Origin of the sequence: Streptomyces antioxidans (genome assembly GCF_000968685.2) — a bacterium.
Lineage (GTDB): Bacteria > Actinomycetota > Actinomycetes > Streptomycetales > Streptomycetaceae > Streptomyces > Streptomyces antioxidans.
This window is the reverse complement of sequence record NZ_LAKD02000101.1, coordinates 119,805-135,927: the sequence shown is the minus strand read 5'-3', so window position 1 is coordinate 135,927 and position 16,123 is coordinate 119,805. Positions and strand designations below refer to the sequence as shown.

Genomic DNA, 16,123 nt, shown 5'->3' with positions numbered 1-16,123 from the left:
AGGCCCCGCCCGCCCCTTCGCCCTACGGCCAGCCGCCCGCCCAGCCCTACCCCGGCCAGCCCGGACAGCCGGGACAGCCCGCTCCTTACGGTCAGCCGCAGGCCACGGGCGGCGTCCCCCAGGGCGGTGGCGCACCCGGACTCCAGGCCGCCCTCTCCACGTACCGCGAGGCGCCCACCGGCCAGCGCTGGACGCCGCAGAACACCCGGCTGATGCGGGTCGACCTCGGTGTCGGCGGCCAGCCCGTGCTCGCCCGCCAGGGTGCGATGGTGCTCTACCAGGGCAAGGTCGACTTCAGCTACAAGGGCGCCGGTTTCCGCGGCCGGATCGTCGGCAACGCGACCGGCCAGGAGATGCAGCTGATGCGCTGCACCGGCCAGGGCCAGGTCTTCCTCGCCGAGAACGCCGCCGAGCTCCACCCGATCGAGCTCCAGGGCGACGCCATCTGCGTCTCCGCCGAGAACGTGCTCGCCTTCGACGAGTCGCTGCACCACGAGGTGCGCCGGATCGAGGGCCACGGCATCCCCGGCGGTGCGCTGTTCACCATGCAGTTCCAGGGCACCGGGACCGTCGTGGTGAAGACCGAGGGCACCCCGGTCGTCCTCCCCGTCACCCCGACCACCTTCGCCGACAGCAACGCCATCGTGGCGTGGTCCGCCGGAGCCCAGGTGATCATCTCCAGCCAGGTGCGGCTGCGCCGCAGCGCCTACCCCGGCCACAGTGGGGAGACCGTGAACCTCCAGTTCCGCGGCGCGCCCGGCAACTTCATCGTCGTCCAGCCCCACGAGGTCTGAGGGAGCCCGGTATGGACCAGCAAATGATCTCGGGCTTCGCACCCGCCCCGGTCACCGCCCGCATGGAGAACCACGGCGCGAGCATGCTCAAGGTCGCCATGCAGAGCGGCCAGGACCTCTTCGCCCGCACCGGCTCGATGGTGGCCTATGAGGGCTTCGTGCAGTACGAGCCCAACCCGCCCGCGGTACGGCAGATGGCCTCCCAGTGGCTGACCGGCGAGGGCGCCCCGTTGATGCGGTGCAGCGGCGACGGGCTGCTCTACCTCGCCGACTACGGGGCCAACGTCGTCTGCATCAACCTCAACGGCGACGCGCTCTCGGTCAACGGCACCAACCTCCTCGCCTTCGACGCCCACCTCCAGTGGGGCGTCGAACGCGTCAAGGGCATCGCCAAGTTCGCCGGGCAGGGCCTGTTCAACGTGGGCGTCTCCGGCACCGGCTGGGTCGCCCTGACCTCCCGCGGCACCCCCATCGTGGTCGACTGCGGCCGCGGCGAGGACGAGACCTATGTGGACCCGGACGCGCTCGTGGCCTGGTCCTCCGGGCTCAAGGTGAAGGGCAAGCGCAGCTTCAAGGCGTCGTCCCTGATCGGCCGGGGCAGCGGCGAGGCGTATCAGCTCGGCTTCTCCGGGCAGGGCTTCGTCGTCGTACAGCCCAGTGAGGACAGCACCGACCGGCTCCGGGCCCGGGGCTGAGGGGGAGGGACACCAGATGCAGAGCCCGCTTTTCGCCTTCACCGAGGCCCAGACGCAGGATCGCTACGCGCTTCAGAACCCGCACCTGCTGCGGGTCGCCCTGAGCGGCCATGAGGATGTGCTCGCCCGTAAGGGCAGCATGGTCGCCTATCAGGGGCTCATCGAGTTCGACGGCGAGTACCAGACGCCCGGGCAGCGCAGGGCCCGGAGCCGCACCGGTGAGGGCCTGGACCTGATGCGCTGCTCCGGGCAGGGCACGGTCTACCTCGCCAACCTCGCCCAGCACATCCATGTGATGGAGGTGGACCACGACGGGCTGACCGTCGACAGCTCCTATGTGCTCGCGCTGGACTCCACGCTCCACTGGGAGTCGATCGCGGTGGACAGCCAGTTCGGGATCTCCGGGTCCGGCAAGTACAACCTCAACATCTCCGGCCGGGGCAAGTTGGCGCTGATGACCTCGGGGCAGCCGCTGTTGCTCCAGGTCACCCCGGACAAATACGTCAACGCCGACGCGGATGCCATCGTCGCCTGGTCCAGCTCGCTGCGGGTCCAGATGCAGGCGCAGACGCACTCCTCGGGCGTCTGGCGGCGGCGCGGCAACACCGGCGAGGGCTGGGAGCTCAGCTTCCTCGGCCAGGGCTACGCCCTGGTGCAGCCCAGTGAACTGCTCCCGCCGCAGAACGCGGTGGTCGGGGGCGGCGTGGCCGCCCAGTTCGGCATGGGCCAGCAGGGCGCCCGCGGTCAGAACCAGGGCAACATCTTCAGCAACTGACCGGGGTCACCGCTGATGGAGCACGGCGGCCGCGGGCCCACCGGGTCCGCGGTCGTGCCACACCCCAACCGGCGCCCCGATTCCCCAAGGCTCCTCAGAGCAGTGCGCGGGTGCGCGTCACCAGGCGCCGCACCGACTCGTCGGCCATGTCCGCCACCTCGTCGTAGCCGAACCAGCGCAGCTCCAGCGACTCATCGCTGATCGCCGCCACCGCGCCCCGGGGCGCCACCGCCGCGTACTGGACGTCCAGGTGCCAGGCGCAGGGGGTCTGGTGCCGGTCGAGCCGCACCGGGCCGCCCGCCAGCAGCGTCAGCCCCGCGATCCCGGACTCCTCGGTGGCCTCGCGCAGCGCCGCGCCCGCGAGCGTGGCGTCGTCCGGCTCGCAGTGGCCGCCCATCTGGAGCCACATCCGCAGCTTCCGGTGCAGGGTGAGCAGCACCTTTTCCCGGTCCGGGTCGATCACCAGCGCGCTCGCCGTGATGTGCCCGTCCCCGCACGCCTTCCACATGCCGTCCGGATACGCGGCCAGATGGTCGCCGTACAGCCGCCGCAGCCGCTCCTGGGCGGCATCGGGCGCGGGCCACTCGGTGAGCACCCGCGCCGCGTCCTGGTGCAGACTCACTTCTCGCCGTCGCCCCGGTCGCCGCCCTCGCGGTGGTCGTCACTCTCGCGGCCCTTACGTAGGTCTGGACCCCCGGAGTCGCCCCTACGGTCCTCCTTACGGTCCTCATCACCGCTCGCCGCCTCGCCGAGCATCTTGTCCAGCTCGGAGAAGTCCAGCTGCTCGCCGTGGACGAAGCCGTCCGGGTCGTCGAGGTCCTGCGCCGTCGGCAGCATGTCCGGATGCGCCCACAGGCCGTCGCGCCCCTCCAAGCCGCGGGCGTCGGTGAGGGAGGCCCACAGCCGGGAGGCGTCCCGCAGCCGGCGCGGCCGCAGCTCCAGGCCGATCAGCGTGGCGAAGGTCTGCTCGGCGGGGCCACCGCTCGCCCGGCGCCGCCGCAGCGTCTCGCGCAGGGCGTCGGCGGACGGCAGATGCGGCTTGGCGGCGGCGTGCACCACCGCGTCCACCCAGCCCTCCACCAGCGCCAGAGCGGTCTCCAGACGCGCCAGTGCGGCCTTCTGCTCGGGGGTGTCCTCGGGCTGGAACATGCCCTGCTGGAGCGCTTCCTGCAGCTGCTCGGGGTGGGTCGGGTCGAGCTGGCCGACCGCGTCCTCCAGCTTGGCGGTGTCGACCTTGATGCCGCGGGCGTACCCCTCGACCGCGCCGAAGAGGTGCGAGCGCAGCCACGGCACATGGGCGAACAGCCGCTGGTGGGCCGTCTCGCGCAGCGCCAGATACAGCCGGACCTCCTCCTTGGGCACGCCGAGGCCGGAGCCGAGCGCCGCGATGTTGACCGGCAGCAGGGCCGCCTTGCCCGCGGGGGCCAGCGGCAGCCCGATGTCGGTCGAGCCGACCACCTCGCCGGCCAGCACGCCCAGCGCCTGTCCGATCTGGGTGCCGAACATGGCGCCGCCCATGGAGCGCATCATCCCGAGCAGCGGGCCCGCCATGGCCTGCATCTCCTCGGGCAGCACATCGCCCATGGCGGTGCCGACGCGCTCGGCGACCGGATCCACCAGGTCCTTCCACACCGGCAGGGTCGCCTCGACCCATTCGGCGCGGCTCCAGGCCACCGCGGTGCCCGAGCCCGAGGGCAGTGACGTGGCGCCGTCCAGCCACAGGTCCGCGAGGCGCACGGCCTCCTGGACCGCGGCGCGGTCGGCGGGGCCGACGCTCTCGTCCTTGCTGCCGTCGGCGGTGCCGCGCGCGACGGTCTGGCGGGCGATGTCCTTGGCCATGTCCCAGTTCACCGGGCCGCCCTCGTAGGAGAGCATCTGGCCGAGCTGCTGGAAGGCGGCGCCCAGGTCGCCAGGGTTCAGGGAGCCGAACATCGCGGCGAACGGATTCTCCGCGCCGCCCGCTCCGCCGGTCCCGCCGCCGAACCCGAAGGGATCCGCGGGGCCCTGCTCGCCGCCCTGGCCGCCCTTCTTCTTGCCGTCGTCGCCGTCCTCCGGCTCCTCCGGCGGAAGGCCGAATCCGAATGGGGTGTCACTCACGGGTTCCCTCGGCTCGTTGGGCCACCGGCCCCGGGCCGGTGGCGGATGCCCGACATCACCACCCAGCCTAGACACCTCGCCGGTTTCCGGGCTCGGTGCTTCGCTGATCGCCGCCCTGCGGCAGGATGGACGTCACCTGGTACGTATGCGTGCATGCGCTGCGTACTGAAGACAACCGCTGGAGACGCCCGGTGAGTTCCCCAGACCGAGAAGTTCGCGCTGCGCGAAACGATACGGCCCGCACCGCACGACGACCCGTCGTGGCGGTGACCGGCGCCGCCTCGGGCCCAGGTGCCCTGCTCGCGCAGCGGCTCGCGGAGTCCGAAGAGGTCAAGCAGGTCCTGGCCATCGACGAGCGCCGCGGTGAGGTGACCGAGGCGCAGTGGCATGTGCTGGACGTCCGAGATCCGGCCATCGCCGAGAAGCTGCGCGGCGCCGAGGTGGTGGTCCACCTCGCCGTCGACCTGGATCTGGGCACCGACCCCGCCGCCCGCACCGCCTACAACGTGCGCGGTACCCAGACGGTCCTCACGGCCGCCGCCGCGGCCGGGGTGCGCCGGGTGGTGCTGTGCACCTCGGCGATGGTCTACGGGGCGCTTCCCGACAACGCCGTGCCGCTCGCCGAGGACGCGGAGCTCCGGGCGACCGCCGAGGCCACGGGCGTCGGTGACCTCCTGGAGATCGAACGGCTCGGGGAGCGCGCGCCCCGGGCGCATCCGGGGCTGAATGTGACCGTGGTGCGCCCGGCGCTCCTGGTCGGCGGCACGGACACCGCGCTCACCCGCTACTTCGAGTCACCGCGGTTGCTGGTCGTCGCCGGATCCCGTCCCACCTGGCAGTTCTGCCATATGGAGGACCTGGTCGGCGCGCTGGAGTACGCCGCCCTGGAGAAGGTCGAGGGCGAGCTGGCGGTCGGGTGCGAGGGCTGGCTGGAGCAGGAGGAGGTCGAGGAGCTGTCCGGGATCCGGCGCATGGAGCTGCCCTCGGCGGTCGCCCTGGGCGCCGCCTCCCGGCTGCACCGGCTCGGTCTGACGCCGTCCCCGGCGGGCGATCTCGCGTACACGATGCACCCCTGGGCGGTCAGCGGCAGCAGGCTGCACGCGGCGGGCTGGCGGCCGCGCTGGACCAATGAGGAGGTCCTGGCGGAGCTGCTGGAGGAGGTCGCCGGCCGCCATACGGTCGCGGGGCGGCGTCTCGGCCGTAAGGACGCCACGACGCTCGGCGCCGCGGGCGCGACCGTGGCCCTGGTGGGCACCGCGGCGATCGTGCGCCGTGCCCGTAAGGCGCGCCGCCGGGTCTGAGGCAAGCCGCGGAGCCTGAGGCAAGCCGCAGAGCCTGAGGCAAGTCGCGGAGGCCGAGGCGAGAGAATCCGGAAAGTTTTTTCCGGGATCCGGTAATCCGGTGGCCCATTGCTCCCCTGAGGGCGGGACGGTACGGCACGATGGACGACATGGCACATTCGTACGATCACCCCGGTGAGCTCGCGGCCGCTCACCCTATCCGGCTGCTCGCCGTCCGTGACACGCCCCTGTCCGTGGACGAGGTGTTCGGAGCGGTGGGCGATGCCGCGGCGGGCGGCACGGCGCTGTTCGTGGGCACCGTGCGTAACCACGACGGGGGCGCGGATGTCGGCGCCCTCGGCTACTCCGCGCACCCGACCGCCGAGGCCGAGCTGCGCCGGGTGGCCGAGAAGGTCGTGGCCGACTTCCCGGTGCGTGCGCTGGCCGCCGTGCACCGGGTGGGCGATCTGGCGATCGGCGATCTGGCCGTCGTGGTGGCCGTCTCCTGTCCGCACCGCGCGGAGGCGTTCGCGGCCTGCCGCAGGCTGATCGACGACCTCAAGAGCGAGGTGCCGATCTGGAAGCACCAGACGTTCGCGGACGGCACGGAGGAATGGGTGGGCGCGTAGGACGGCACCGAGGAATGGGTGGGCGCACAGGGGGAATGCGCATGCGCATGGGGGCACGGAAGGGTGCACTCCGCTTGCGTAACCCCCACCCTGCCGTAAGCGTTGACCTGGCAGAGGATTAATCTGCTCATCTGTCAGTTGCGGTCCTGAACCGCGATTTTCCAAGGGGTCGGGAGGCTGCTGTGGCTGCGCTTCTCTGGTTGCTGATTCCGTTGTTCGCGGCGATAGGCGCGGCGATATACGCGGGCATAGCCGCCCGAGCGGGTAAACGGAAGTCCGGGGGGGATGTGGCTGAGCTGGCCGGGTACGCCCGCTTCCGCGAAGCGATGGAGCGCCAGCCCTCCGATTCGGACGCCGCGGCCTGAGGCCGTCGCCCCGTCCGCGCCGCCCCTCGTACGGACGGCCCCGACGGTGGACTGACGGACGCGTCCCGTACTGTCGTTCCATGCCACGCCGCACCGCGACGATGCTCGCCTCCCTTCTGATGCTGATCGCGCTGCTCTGCGCCGGAGTGCTGATCCCGGTGCCGTACGCGGAGATGTCGCCCGGGCCGACGTACAACACGCTGGGTGAGCACAACGGGGAGTGCGTGCTCCAGATCTCCGGCCGCAAGAGCTGTGAGACCACCGGCGGGCATCTGAACATGACCACGGTCCGGGTCACCGGCTCCGAGTACCGGATGAACCTCGTGGAGGCCGTCTACGGCTGGCTGGCGCACGATGACGTGGTCGTGCCGCACAGCACCCTCTACCCGGACGACAAGACCCCGGACCAGGTGAACCAGCAGAACGCCGAGGAGTTCACCGAGTCCCAGGAGTCCGCCAAGGTCGCGGCGTTGCGGTCGCTGAAGAAGCCGGTCACCGCGCATGTCATCGTCGGCGCCGTCCAGAAGGGCGCCCCGGCCCAGGGAAAGCTGCACGCGGGCGATGTGATCAAGTCGGTGGACGGCACGGCGGTGCGCGAGCCCGATGACGTGGCCAAGCTCGTCACCAAGCACAAGCCGGGCCAGAAGGTGGTCTTCTCGGTGGTCCCGGCCAAGAACGTGGCGGCGGCGGAGAAGAGCGGCAAGCAGCCCACGGGCGAGCGGCGCGTCTCCGTCACCACCACGAAGGCGGACTCGGGCCGGGCCCGCGCCATCGTGGGCATCCAGGCCGGGGTCGACTACACCTTCCCGTTCCGGATCGACATCAAGCTGGCGGACGTGGGCGGGCCCAGCGCCGGTCTGATGTTCGCGCTGGGGATCGTGGACCGGCTCTCGCCCGGCGATCTCACCGGCGGGAAGTTCATCGCGGGCACCGGGACGATCGACGACAAGGGCACGGTCGGCCCGATCGGCGGCATCGAGATGAAGACGATCGGCGCGCGCGAGGCGGGCGCCCGCTACTTCCTCACGCCCAAGGAGAACTGCGCGGCCGCCGCCAAGGACGTGCCGAGCGGGCTGCGGCTGGTCAAGGTGCACACGATCGACGACGCCCTTACGGCGCTCAAGAAGATCCGTAAGGGGGACACCGCCGGTCTGCCGAAGTGCGCGACGGGCTGAGCGGCGTCCCCCTCGCGGATCAGTCGGTGGCGAACGTGGCGTCGAGCGCGTCCGCCAGCCCCGGCACCAGACCGGCCCCGGTGAGCACCTCGGCCGTGGAGTCCTTGTCCCGCAGCCGCAGGGCCGACTCGCGCGCGCCGTCCCGCAGCACGGCCACGGTCATCCGGACCTCCTGGCGGTCCGGATGGTCGGCGACCCACTTGGCGAGCGCCGCCTCGTCCAGGCCCTCGGGCACGGAGCTCTCGGCGGACGGCGGCAGCATCTGCCGCTCCACGGTCAGGGCGCAGCCGGTCACCGCGTCCGGCCAGGCGATGGTGGCGAGGAACTCGTCCAGCGGGGCGCCGGAGGGCAGCTCGTCCTGCTCGATGGGGGTCAGGGAGGCGGTCTCCTCGCGGTCCTCGTCAAGGCCGAGCTGAGCGGCGAGGCCGGGCTCCTCGGTGCGCAGCCGTGCGGTGTCGACGAGGGCGAAGAGCCGGGCGGGCTGGTCCCAGCCGAGCCCCGAGGCGTACTCGTCGATTTCGAGGACCGCTCGGGTCAGGGGATTCGAGGCCAGCGGGTCGGTGCCGGGGGTTGCGTTGGACATGGTTCATATCGTGCCCTGTTCGGACCCGGAAACGGGAACTGAGTAAAGCCTGAGTAAGTTGCATCAGGTGGGCCCTGGAGTTCAGGGCTCCTCAGTCGACAGCGAACTTCGAGGTGCGCACCTTGGCTTTCCAGATGCCGGACCGCGGCGGAGGCCCCACGGGGCCGCGGGTGAGAGTCGGCCGTCCGTCCCGGCGTGCCAGGACCCTGCTCATGACCCTGGGCGTGCTGGCCGTGTTGGCCATGCTCTTTGTCATGTTTGCCGGATTTTGGACGGATTGGCTCTGGTATCGCTCGCTTCATTACTCTTCCGTCTTCAGTACCACCCTGAAGACGAAGATCGGGCTGTTCTTCGTCTTCGGCGTGCTGATGGCCACGGCCGTCGGGATCAACATCTGGCTGGCCCACCGGCTGCGGCCGCCGCTGAGCGCGATGTCCATGGAGCAGCAGAGCCTGGACCGCTACCGGATGGGCATCGCCCCGTTCAAGAAGTGGGTGCTGCTCGCGGTCACCGCCCTGGTGGGGCTGATCGCGGGCGCCTCGGCGGCCGGCCAGTGGCGGATCTGGCTGCTGTGGGTCAACGGGGTGCCGTTCGGCCAGAAGGACCCGCAGTTCCACAAGGACGTGGCCTTCTACGCCTTCGATCTGCCCTGGTACCGCTTCCTGCTGAGCTTCGGCTTCGCGGCCACGGTGCTCTCGCTGATCGCCGCCGCCCTGGTGCACTACCTCTACGGGGGGCTGCGGGTCACCAGCCCCGGCGCCCGCGCGACCGCCGCGGCCACCGGCCATCTGTCGGTGCTGCTGGGCGTCTTCGTGGCGCTCAAGGCGGTGGCGTACTGGCTGGACCGCTACGGCCTCGCGGTGAAGTCCAGCGACTTCAAGGCGACGGGCAACTGGACGGGTCTGCGCTACGTGGACGCCAACGCCTATCTGCCCGCCAAGACGATCCTGTTCTGCATCGCGGCGATCTGCGCGCTGCTCTTCTTCGCCACGCTGTGGCGGCGCACCTGGCAGCTGCCGGTGATCGGCTTCGGGCTGATGGTGCTGTCGGCGATCCTGATCGGCGGGCTCTACCCGGCGATCGTCCAGAAGTTCCAGGTCCAGCCGAACGAGCAGGCCAAGGAGGCGCCGTACATCCAGAAGAACATCGAGGCCACGCGCGAGGCTTACGGCATCGATGACTCCAAGGTGGCGGACTACTCCGGCAAGAACGACAGCGACAGCGGCGGCGATAAGCTCCGTAAGGACGCCAATTCGGCGGCCAGCTACCGGCTGATGGACCCCAGCGTCATCTCGCCGACCTTCCAGCAGCTCCAGCAGGAGCGTAAGTACTACCAGTTCCCCTCGACGCTCGACGTGGACCGCTACAAGGGCGCCGACGGCAAGGAGCAGGACACCGTCGTCGGTGTGCGCGAGCTGAACCTCAGCGGCATCCCCAAGCGGAACTGGATCAATGACCACTTCACCTACACCCATGGCTACGGCATGGTGGCGGCGAAGGGCAGCACGCCCGATCCAAACGCGGACCCGGCGGGCTCGCCGGACTTCACCGAGTCCGGGCTGCCCACCAAGGGCTCCAGCGGCGGCGGTGTCGGCACCTACCGGCAGCAGGTCTACTACGGCGAGAAGACCGACCAGTACTCGATAGTCGGCGGCCCTCAGAAGGAACTCGACTACGAGAAGAACGGCGAGCGGACCACGAGCTACCGGGGCAAGAGCGGGGTCAGCCTCTCCAACCCGGTCAACCGCGCCGCCTACGCGGTGGCGTTCGGCGAGCCCCAGATCCTCTACTCGGGCGCGATCGGGGACGGTTCGCGGATCCTGTACAACCGCACCCCCAAGGAGCGCGTCGAGAAGGTGGCTCCGTGGCTGACCATCGACGGTGACGCCTATCCGGCGGTGGTCCACGGCCGGATCAAGTGGATCGTGGACGCCTACACCACGACCAACGGCTATCCGTACGCCTCGCGGACGACCCTGGGCGACAGCACGGCCGACTCCCTGAGCGACGGCGACCGCTCGGTGGTCGCGCAGCAGAACAAGGTCAACTACATCCGCAACTCGGTCAAGGCGACCGTGGACGCCTATGACGGCACCGTCAAGCTCTACGAGTGGGACTCCAAGGACCCGGTCCTGAAGACCTGGGAGAAGGCGTTCCCGGGCACGGTCGAGCCCAAGGAGAAGATCAGCGGCGATCTGATGGAACATCTGCGGTATCCGCAGGACCTGTTCAAGGTCCAGCGCGAGCTGCTGACCCGCTACCACGTCACCGACCCCACGCAGTTCTACAGCGGCAGTGACGCCTGGCAGGTGCCCGAGGACCCGACCCACAAGGACGGGAACGCGGTGCCGCCGTACTACCTGAGCATGCAGATGCCCGACCAGAAGGGGCAGACGTTCTCGCTGACGACGACGTTCACCCCCAACGGGCGTCCCAACCTGGGGGCGTTCATGTCGATCGACGCGGATGCCAACAGTAAGGACTACGGCACGATAAGACTGCTCAAGGTCACCTCCAACGTGCCAGGTCCACAACAGGTGCAGAGCGAGCTCAACGGTGATCCGGAGGTCGCCGAGTTCGTCCGGAACCTCAGGGGCACCGACTCCGACATCGAGTACGGCAATCTGCTCACCGTGCCACTGGACAACGGCTTCCTCTATATCGAGCCCGTCTACGCCCGCGGTGGCAGCGCCAACTACCCGCTGCTGAAGAAGGTCGGCGTCTCCTACGGCAAGGAGACCGTCTTCAAGGACACCCTGGGCGAGGCCCTGGACGCCGTCTTCGGCGAGTCGTCCGAACAGCAGCCACCGGGCGACGGTGGCCGGGAGAAACCGCCATCGAGCACCAACCCCACGGTGAAGGACGCCCTCAAGGATGCCCAGGACGCCTATCAGGACGCCCAGGACGCCCTCCAGAAGGAGCCGCAGGACTGGGAGGCCTACGGCAGGGCCCAGGAGGACCTGAAGGACGCGCTGGACCGCGCGGCCAAGGCGCAGGACAAGTCAGGGGACAAGCAGGGGCAGAAGCAGAACCAGCCACAGAGTCAGAGCGCCGGCGGCGGTTCCGACAAGAAGGGCGGCTGACCCTCGACGACCTGCGAGAACGGCCGGGCGGCCGACCCCTCGCGCCGTGGTACGGTGGTCCCACCACGGCGCGGGGTGGAGCAGCTCGGTAGCTCGCTGGGCTCATAACCCAGAGGTCGCAGGTTCAAATCCTGTCCCCGCTACTGAAAGACGAGGCCCGGATCCGCAAGGATCCGGGCCTCGTTGTGTGTTGTACGGGCGTGTGTGTTGAAGAAGCGTCCACTCGGGGAATGCGGATACAAGCGTTTGGGTTGTCTCTCTGTGGGCATGTCGACAAAACGCTGAAGTGACCTCCTCGGCTGCGGTATACCAGGTGTACGCCGGATGCGGGTGATGCCACGATGGGATTTATGGGGGACAGGGTCAGTCTGTTGGAGACAGGGCGTTTTGCGCACACGCACGACGATGCCGCGGAGGAGACCCGGCACCGTCGTGGCGCCGAGGCCGGTGACACCGACGCGATGAGCGCACTGGGCGCGCTGCTGCTGCGCCGCGGCGACCTCGACGGCGCCGAACCGCATCTGCGGGGAGCCACCGCGGCGGGCGATCGCGCCGCCGCCAACAACCTCGGCGTGCTGCTGCACCAGCGCGGCTACGCCGACGAGGCCGCCGGATGGTGGCGGATAGCCGCCGTCGCCGGATCCCCCGCCGCGGCCCACGCCCTGGGCCGCCACCACCGCGAGCGGGGCGACGAGCCCGCCGCCGAGTACTGGCTGCGCCAGTCCGCCGAATCCGGCCACACCCTGGGCGCGTACGCGCTGGGCGACCTGCTGGAGCACCGCAGCGACATCGGGGCCGAGCGCTGGTTCCGTACGGCCGCCGAGCGCGGCCACCGCGAGGCCGCGTACCGACTCGCCCGCATCCTCGACGACCGCGGCGACGAGGGGGACGAGCCGGCGGCCGAGCGCCGCCGCGGCGCCGACGGGGGCGGCCGGGAGGAGGCCGGGCAGTGGTACCGGCAGGCCGCCGCGCGCGGCCACCGGCGCGCCGCCCTCCACCTCGGCACGCTGCTGGAGAAGCGCGGTGAGACCAAGGAGGCCGGGCGCTGGTACCTGATGTCCGCCAAGGACGGCGAGGCCCGGGCCGCCTGCGCGCTGGGCTTCCTGCTGCGCGACGCGGGCGACACCGACAGCGCCGCCGTCTGGTGGCACCGGGCGGCCCAGGACGGCGACGGCAACGCCGCCAACGCGCTGGGCGCGCTCCACGCCGACCGTGGCGAGACCCAGACCGCCGAGCGCTGGTACCGCGCGGCGCTCGACGCCGGGGACATCAACGGCGCCTACAACCTCGGGTTGCTCTGTGCCGAGCAGGGCCGCACCGCCCAGGCCGAGCAGTGGTACCGCCGCGCCGCCTACGCGGGCCACCGCGAGGCCGCCAACGCGGTCGCCGTGATGCTGCTCCAGCGCGGCGACGCGGCGGGCGCCGAGCCGTGGTTCTCCAAGGCGGCCGAGGCGGGCAGCGTCGACGCCGCGTTCAACCTGGGGATCCTGCACGCGGGCCGGGGCGAGGACCGGGCGGCCCGGCAGTGGTACGAGCGGGCCGCGGCCGCCGGGCACACCGAGGCCGCGCTCCAGGTCGGCTTGGCCCTCCAGCGGGAGGGCGACCTCCAGGGCGCCGAGCGCCATCTGCGCTGCGCCGCCGGCGGCGGCAGCGCCGAGGGCGCCTTCCGGCTGGCCGCGCTGCTGGACCGCTCCTCGGTCGGCGGCGACCCGGCGACCGGCCCCGGCTTCGGCAGCTCGTCCGGGACCCGCTTCCCGACCCCGCCGCCGGACAACGGCTCCGGGCCGCACGTCCCCGAGTACGAGGAGTGGTACGAGCGCGCCGCGCGGCAGGGCCACCGGCGGGCCCAGGTGCGGGTCGGCATGTTCGCCGCCGCGCGCGGCGATGTGGTCGAGGCCGCGCGCTGGTACCGCATGGCCGCCGAGGCGGGCAGCAGCAACGGCGCGTTCAACCTGGGCCTGCTGCTGGCCCGGGAGGGCAGCGAGCCGGAGGCGGCCCTGTGGTGGACGCGCGCCGCCGAGTCGGGGCACGGCCGGGCCGCGCTGCGGCTCGCGCTGCTCGCGGCCCGTCGCGGGGCACTTGCCGAGGGGCAGCGGTGGTGTGCGCGGGCGGTCGAGCTGGGGCCCGCGGAGGTGGCCGAGCGCGCGGCCCGGCTGCGGGAGGCGCTCCAGCAGGAGCTCACGGCGTAAGAGCTCGGGCGGCCGGAGGCGCTTGGGCGATCGGCTGAACGTGCCGGGGAGCCCGCTGGAAGGGCCCTGAGCCGCCGTCGATCGTCCGCGGCGCCATCGTGGCTGATCGCGCCGCGCGACGGAGTCCCGGGGCCGGATGCACCGACGGCGGCCATTGGCGACGGCCCACCGGCGGTGCCCCTCGGTAACCAGTTTGCTCCTGCTGTCCACCCCGGGTTAAGGTTGCTACACAACGACGCGGGGTGGAGCAGCTCGGTAGCTCGCTGGGCTCATAACCCAGAGGTCGCAGGTTCAAATCCTGTCCCCGCTACCACGACGAAAGGCCCGGATCCTCCAGGATCCGGGCCTTTCGTCTATCGCCGCCGCCTGTGGCGTTCTCAGCCCGCGCAGTCGGGGCACAGCCCCCGGTAGGTCACCTCGACCGCGGAGATCGCGAAGCCGTACCGCTCCTTCGAGGGCAGGTCGGCGAGCGGGTCGCCGGAGGGGTGGACATCGCGGATCGTGCCGCAGCGCGCACACACCAGGTGCTGATGCGCGTGATGCGCGTTCGGGTCGTAGCGCTTGGCTCTGCCGTCCGTGCTGACCTCGATCACCTCGCCGAGCGTGACGAGCTCGCCGAGGGTGTTGTACACGGTTGCGCGGGAGATCTCGGGCAGTCGCTCGGTCGCCAGCGCGTGGACTTCGTCGGCGGTGTAGTGCACATGGTCCCCGTCGAGGACCTCGGCGACGACACGCCGCTGGGCCGTCAGCCTCCAGCCGCGTCCCCTGAGCCGTTCCAGCAGGTCACTCATGCCATTCACCTATCAGTCAGATAAGGACAAGGGTAGCAGCGGATGAGTCCTTGGCCAGATCGGGTACGAATCTCAAAGCCTTCTTGACTTAGACAATGTCCAATGTAAGATCGAGCCCAGCCCCAGGCCAAGGGACAGGACACGAGTACGCAGGAGGCGCACGTGACGGTCCAGGACAACATCACTGGTCCGCTGACCACGGAGTCCGGGGCTCCGGTGGCGGACAACCAGAACAGCGAGACGGCGGGCGTCGGCGGTCCGGTCCTCATCCAGGACCAGCATCTGATCGAGAAGCTCGCCCACTTCAACCGCGAGCGGATCCCGGAGCGGATCGTGCACGCGCGGGGCGCCGGGGCGTACGGCACCTTCACCGTGACCGCGGACGTGACGGAGTACACCAGCGCGGCGTTCCTCTCCGAGGTCGGCAAGCAGACCGAGACCTTCCTGCGCTTCTCGACGGTGGCCGGCAACCTCGGCTCGGCGGACGCGGTGCGCGACCCGCGCGGTTTCGCGCTGAAGTTCTACACCGAGGACGGCAACTACGACCTGGTCGGGAACAACACCCCGGTGTTCTTCATCAAGGACGCCATCAAGTTCCCCGACTTCATCCACACCCAGAAGCGCGACCCGTACACCGGCTCCCAGGAGGCGGACAACGTCTGGGACTTCTGGGGGCTCTCGCCCGAGGCCACCCACCAGGTGACCTGGCTCTTCGGTGACCGCGGCATCCCCGCCTCGTACCGCCATATGAACGGCTACGGCTCGCACACCTACCAGTGGAACAACGCCGCGGGCGAGGTCTTCTGGGTGAAGTACCACTTCAAGACCGACCAGGGCATCAAGAACCTCACCACCGCAGAGGCGGCCGAGACGGCCGGTCTGGACCCGGACAGCCATCAGCGCGATCTGCGCGAGGCCATCGAGCGGGGCGACTTCCCGACCTGGACCGTGCAGGTGCAGATCATGCCCGCGGCCGACGCGGCGAACTACCGCTTCAACCCTTTCGACCTGACCAAGGTCTGGCCGCACGAGGACTACCCGCCGATCGAGATCGGCAAGCTGGAGCTCAACCGCAACCCGCGGAACATCTTCGCCGAGGTCGAGCAGTCGATCTTCTCGCCCGCCCACTTCGTGCCGGGCATCGGTCCGTCCCCGGACAAGATGCTCCAGGGCCGGCTGTTCGCGTACGGCGACGCCCACCGCTACCGGGTCGGGATCAACGCCGACCACCTGCCGGTGAACCGTCCGCACGCGGCCGAGGCGCGCACGTACGGCCGGGACGGCTTCCTGTACGACGGCCGTCACGCGGGCGCCAAGAACTACGAGCCCAACAGCTTCGGCGGCCCGGCCGAGACCGGCCGGGCGCCGTGGCAGCCGTACCCGGTGTCCGGCCGGACCGGGGACCACGAGGCGCCCCCGCACGCCGAGGACGATGACTTCGTCCAGGCGGGCGACCTCTACCGGCTGATGTCGGACGACGAGAAGGAGCGCCTGATCGAGAATCTGGCGCAGTTCATCGCCAAGGTCTCCCGCGATGACATCGCACAGCGTGCGATCGAGAACTTCCGTAAGGCGGACGCGGACTACGGCAAGCGGCTGGAGACCGCGGTCCAGGCCCTGCGCGGCTGACGGACGCTTGCCGTACTGACCGAAGAGGCCGGACGCCG

General features: G+C 70.6%; 14 protein-coding genes and 2 tRNA genes. 12 read left to right on the top strand and 4 right to left on the bottom strand.

The window, feature by feature from the left end:
- The 3 genes from VT50_RS30230 to VT50_RS30220 form a co-directional block, all read left to right on the top strand.
- Positions 1 to 794 (top strand): AIM24 family protein (locus VT50_RS30230; protein ID WP_143645299.1); only part of this gene is annotated, 794 nt, incomplete at its 5' end.
- An 11-nt stretch (positions 795 to 805) separates the two neighbouring features.
- Positions 806 to 1,489: an AIM24 family protein gene (locus VT50_RS30225; protein WP_046090417.1), complete on the top strand. Its 684-nt coding sequence runs from the start codon at positions 806 to 808 to the stop codon at positions 1,487 to 1,489.
- Positions 1,490 to 1,505: 16 nt separating this feature from the next.
- Entirely contained in the window at positions 1,506 to 2,264 is a 759-nt protein-coding gene (locus VT50_RS30220; RefSeq protein ID WP_046090416.1) for an AIM24 family protein, read from the top strand.
- Positions 2,265 to 2,358: 94 nt separating this feature from the next.
- On the opposite strand, the gene VT50_RS30215 is transcribed toward VT50_RS30220, so the two are convergent.
- Together VT50_RS30215 and VT50_RS30210 are read right to left on the bottom strand one after the other, a co-directional pair.
- A complete protein-coding gene (locus VT50_RS30215; protein WP_046090415.1) occupies positions 2,359 to 2,886 on the bottom strand; it encodes an NUDIX hydrolase in 528 nt (175 codons plus the stop codon).
- Positions 2,883 to 4,361 carry a zinc-dependent metalloprotease gene (locus VT50_RS30210; RefSeq protein WP_046090414.1) on the bottom strand — a complete coding sequence of 493 codons (1,479 nt, stop codon included), beginning with the start codon at positions 4,359 to 4,361 and terminating at the stop codon, positions 2,883 to 2,885. The genes VT50_RS30215 and VT50_RS30210 overlap by 4 nt, the downstream gene beginning before the upstream one ends.
- 191 nt (positions 4,362 to 4,552) lie before the next feature.
- On the opposite strand from VT50_RS30210, the gene VT50_RS30205 reads away from it, so the two are divergent.
- The 4 genes from VT50_RS30205 (at position 4,553) to VT50_RS30190 (ending at position 7,810) form a co-directional block, all read left to right on the top strand.
- Complete coding sequence (locus VT50_RS30205; protein ID WP_046090413.1) at positions 4,553 to 5,662, top strand: NAD-dependent epimerase/dehydratase family protein; 1,110 nt, start codon at positions 4,553 to 4,555, stop codon at positions 5,660 to 5,662.
- Between the two features lie 140 nt (positions 5,663 to 5,802).
- Positions 5,803 to 6,270 (top strand): molybdenum cofactor biosynthesis protein MoaE, encoded by a 468-nt coding sequence (locus tag VT50_RS30200; RefSeq protein WP_046090412.1) that lies wholly within the window; start codon positions 5,803 to 5,805, stop codon positions 6,268 to 6,270.
- Positions 6,271 to 6,452: 182 nt separating this feature from the next.
- The gene (locus VT50_RS40690) at positions 6,453 to 6,635 is read left to right on the top strand and encodes a hypothetical protein (RefSeq protein ID WP_046090411.1); all 183 of its coding nucleotides are present in this window, start codon (positions 6,453 to 6,455) and stop codon (positions 6,633 to 6,635) included.
- Positions 6,636 to 6,715: 80 nt separating this feature from the next.
- Positions 6,716 to 7,810 carry a YlbL family protein gene (locus tag VT50_RS30190; RefSeq protein ID WP_046090410.1) on the top strand — a complete coding sequence of 365 codons (1,095 nt, stop codon included), beginning with the start codon at positions 6,716 to 6,718 and terminating at the stop codon, positions 7,808 to 7,810.
- A gap of 19 nt (positions 7,811 to 7,829) precedes the next feature.
- Here VT50_RS30190 and VT50_RS30185 read toward each other — a convergent pair whose 3' ends face one another.
- A complete protein-coding gene (locus tag VT50_RS30185; RefSeq protein WP_046090409.1) occupies positions 7,830 to 8,393 on the bottom strand; it encodes a PPA1309 family protein in 564 nt (187 codons plus the stop codon).
- 134 nt (positions 8,394 to 8,527) lie between these two features.
- Between VT50_RS30185 and VT50_RS30180 the strand changes: the two genes are divergently transcribed.
- The 4 genes from VT50_RS30180 (at position 8,528) to VT50_RS30165 (ending at position 13,978) form a co-directional block, all read left to right on the top strand.
- The gene (locus VT50_RS30180; protein WP_075200570.1) at positions 8,528 to 11,476 is read left to right on the top strand and encodes a UPF0182 family membrane protein; all 2,949 of its coding nucleotides are present in this window, start codon (positions 8,528 to 8,530) and stop codon (positions 11,474 to 11,476) included.
- A 69-nt stretch (positions 11,477 to 11,545) separates the two neighbouring features.
- Positions 11,546 to 11,619 (top strand) — tRNA-Met (locus tag VT50_RS30175).
- A gap of 198 nt (positions 11,620 to 11,817) precedes the next feature.
- Complete coding sequence (locus VT50_RS30170; protein WP_046090407.1) at positions 11,818 to 13,665, top strand: tetratricopeptide repeat protein; 1,848 nt, start codon at positions 11,818 to 11,820, stop codon at positions 13,663 to 13,665.
- 236 nt (positions 13,666 to 13,901) lie between these two features.
- Positions 13,902 to 13,978, top strand: a tRNA-Met gene (locus VT50_RS30165).
- Positions 13,979 to 14,042: 64 nt separating this feature from the next.
- Here the strand turns inward: VT50_RS30165 and VT50_RS30160 are convergent.
- Positions 14,043 to 14,456: a Fur family transcriptional regulator gene (locus tag VT50_RS30160; protein WP_046090406.1), complete on the bottom strand. Its 414-nt coding sequence runs from the start codon at positions 14,454 to 14,456 to the stop codon at positions 14,043 to 14,045.
- Positions 14,457 to 14,618: 162 nt separating this feature from the next.
- On the opposite strand from VT50_RS30160, the gene VT50_RS30155 reads away from it, so the two are divergent.
- The gene (locus VT50_RS30155; protein WP_046090405.1) at positions 14,619 to 16,085 is read left to right on the top strand and encodes a catalase; all 1,467 of its coding nucleotides are present in this window, start codon (positions 14,619 to 14,621) and stop codon (positions 16,083 to 16,085) included.
- The last annotated feature ends 38 nt before the right edge of the window (positions 16,086 to 16,123 follow it).

Coding starts and splice junctions, on each gene's coding strand:
- VT50_RS30200 (WP_046090412.1), top strand. CDS start 5,803: ATGGACGACATGGCACATTCGTACGATCACCCCGGTGAGCTCGCGGCC.
- VT50_RS30170 (WP_046090407.1), top strand. CDS start 11,818: ATGGGATTTATGGGGGACAGGGTCAGTCTGTTGGAGACAGGGCGTTTT.
- VT50_RS30180 (WP_075200570.1), top strand. CDS start 8,528: ATGCCGGACCGCGGCGGAGGCCCCACGGGGCCGCGGGTGAGAGTCGGC.
- VT50_RS30220 (WP_046090416.1), top strand. CDS start 1,506: ATGCAGAGCCCGCTTTTCGCCTTCACCGAGGCCCAGACGCAGGATCGC.
- VT50_RS30190 (WP_046090410.1), top strand. CDS start 6,716: ATGCCACGCCGCACCGCGACGATGCTCGCCTCCCTTCTGATGCTGATC.
- VT50_RS30160 (WP_046090406.1), bottom strand. CDS start 14,456: ATGAGTGACCTGCTGGAACGGCTCAGGGGACGCGGCTGGAGGCTGACG.
- VT50_RS30185 (WP_046090409.1), bottom strand. CDS start 8,393: ATGTCCAACGCAACCCCCGGCACCGACCCGCTGGCCTCGAATCCCCTG.
- VT50_RS30225 (WP_046090417.1), top strand. CDS start 806: ATGGACCAGCAAATGATCTCGGGCTTCGCACCCGCCCCGGTCACCGCC.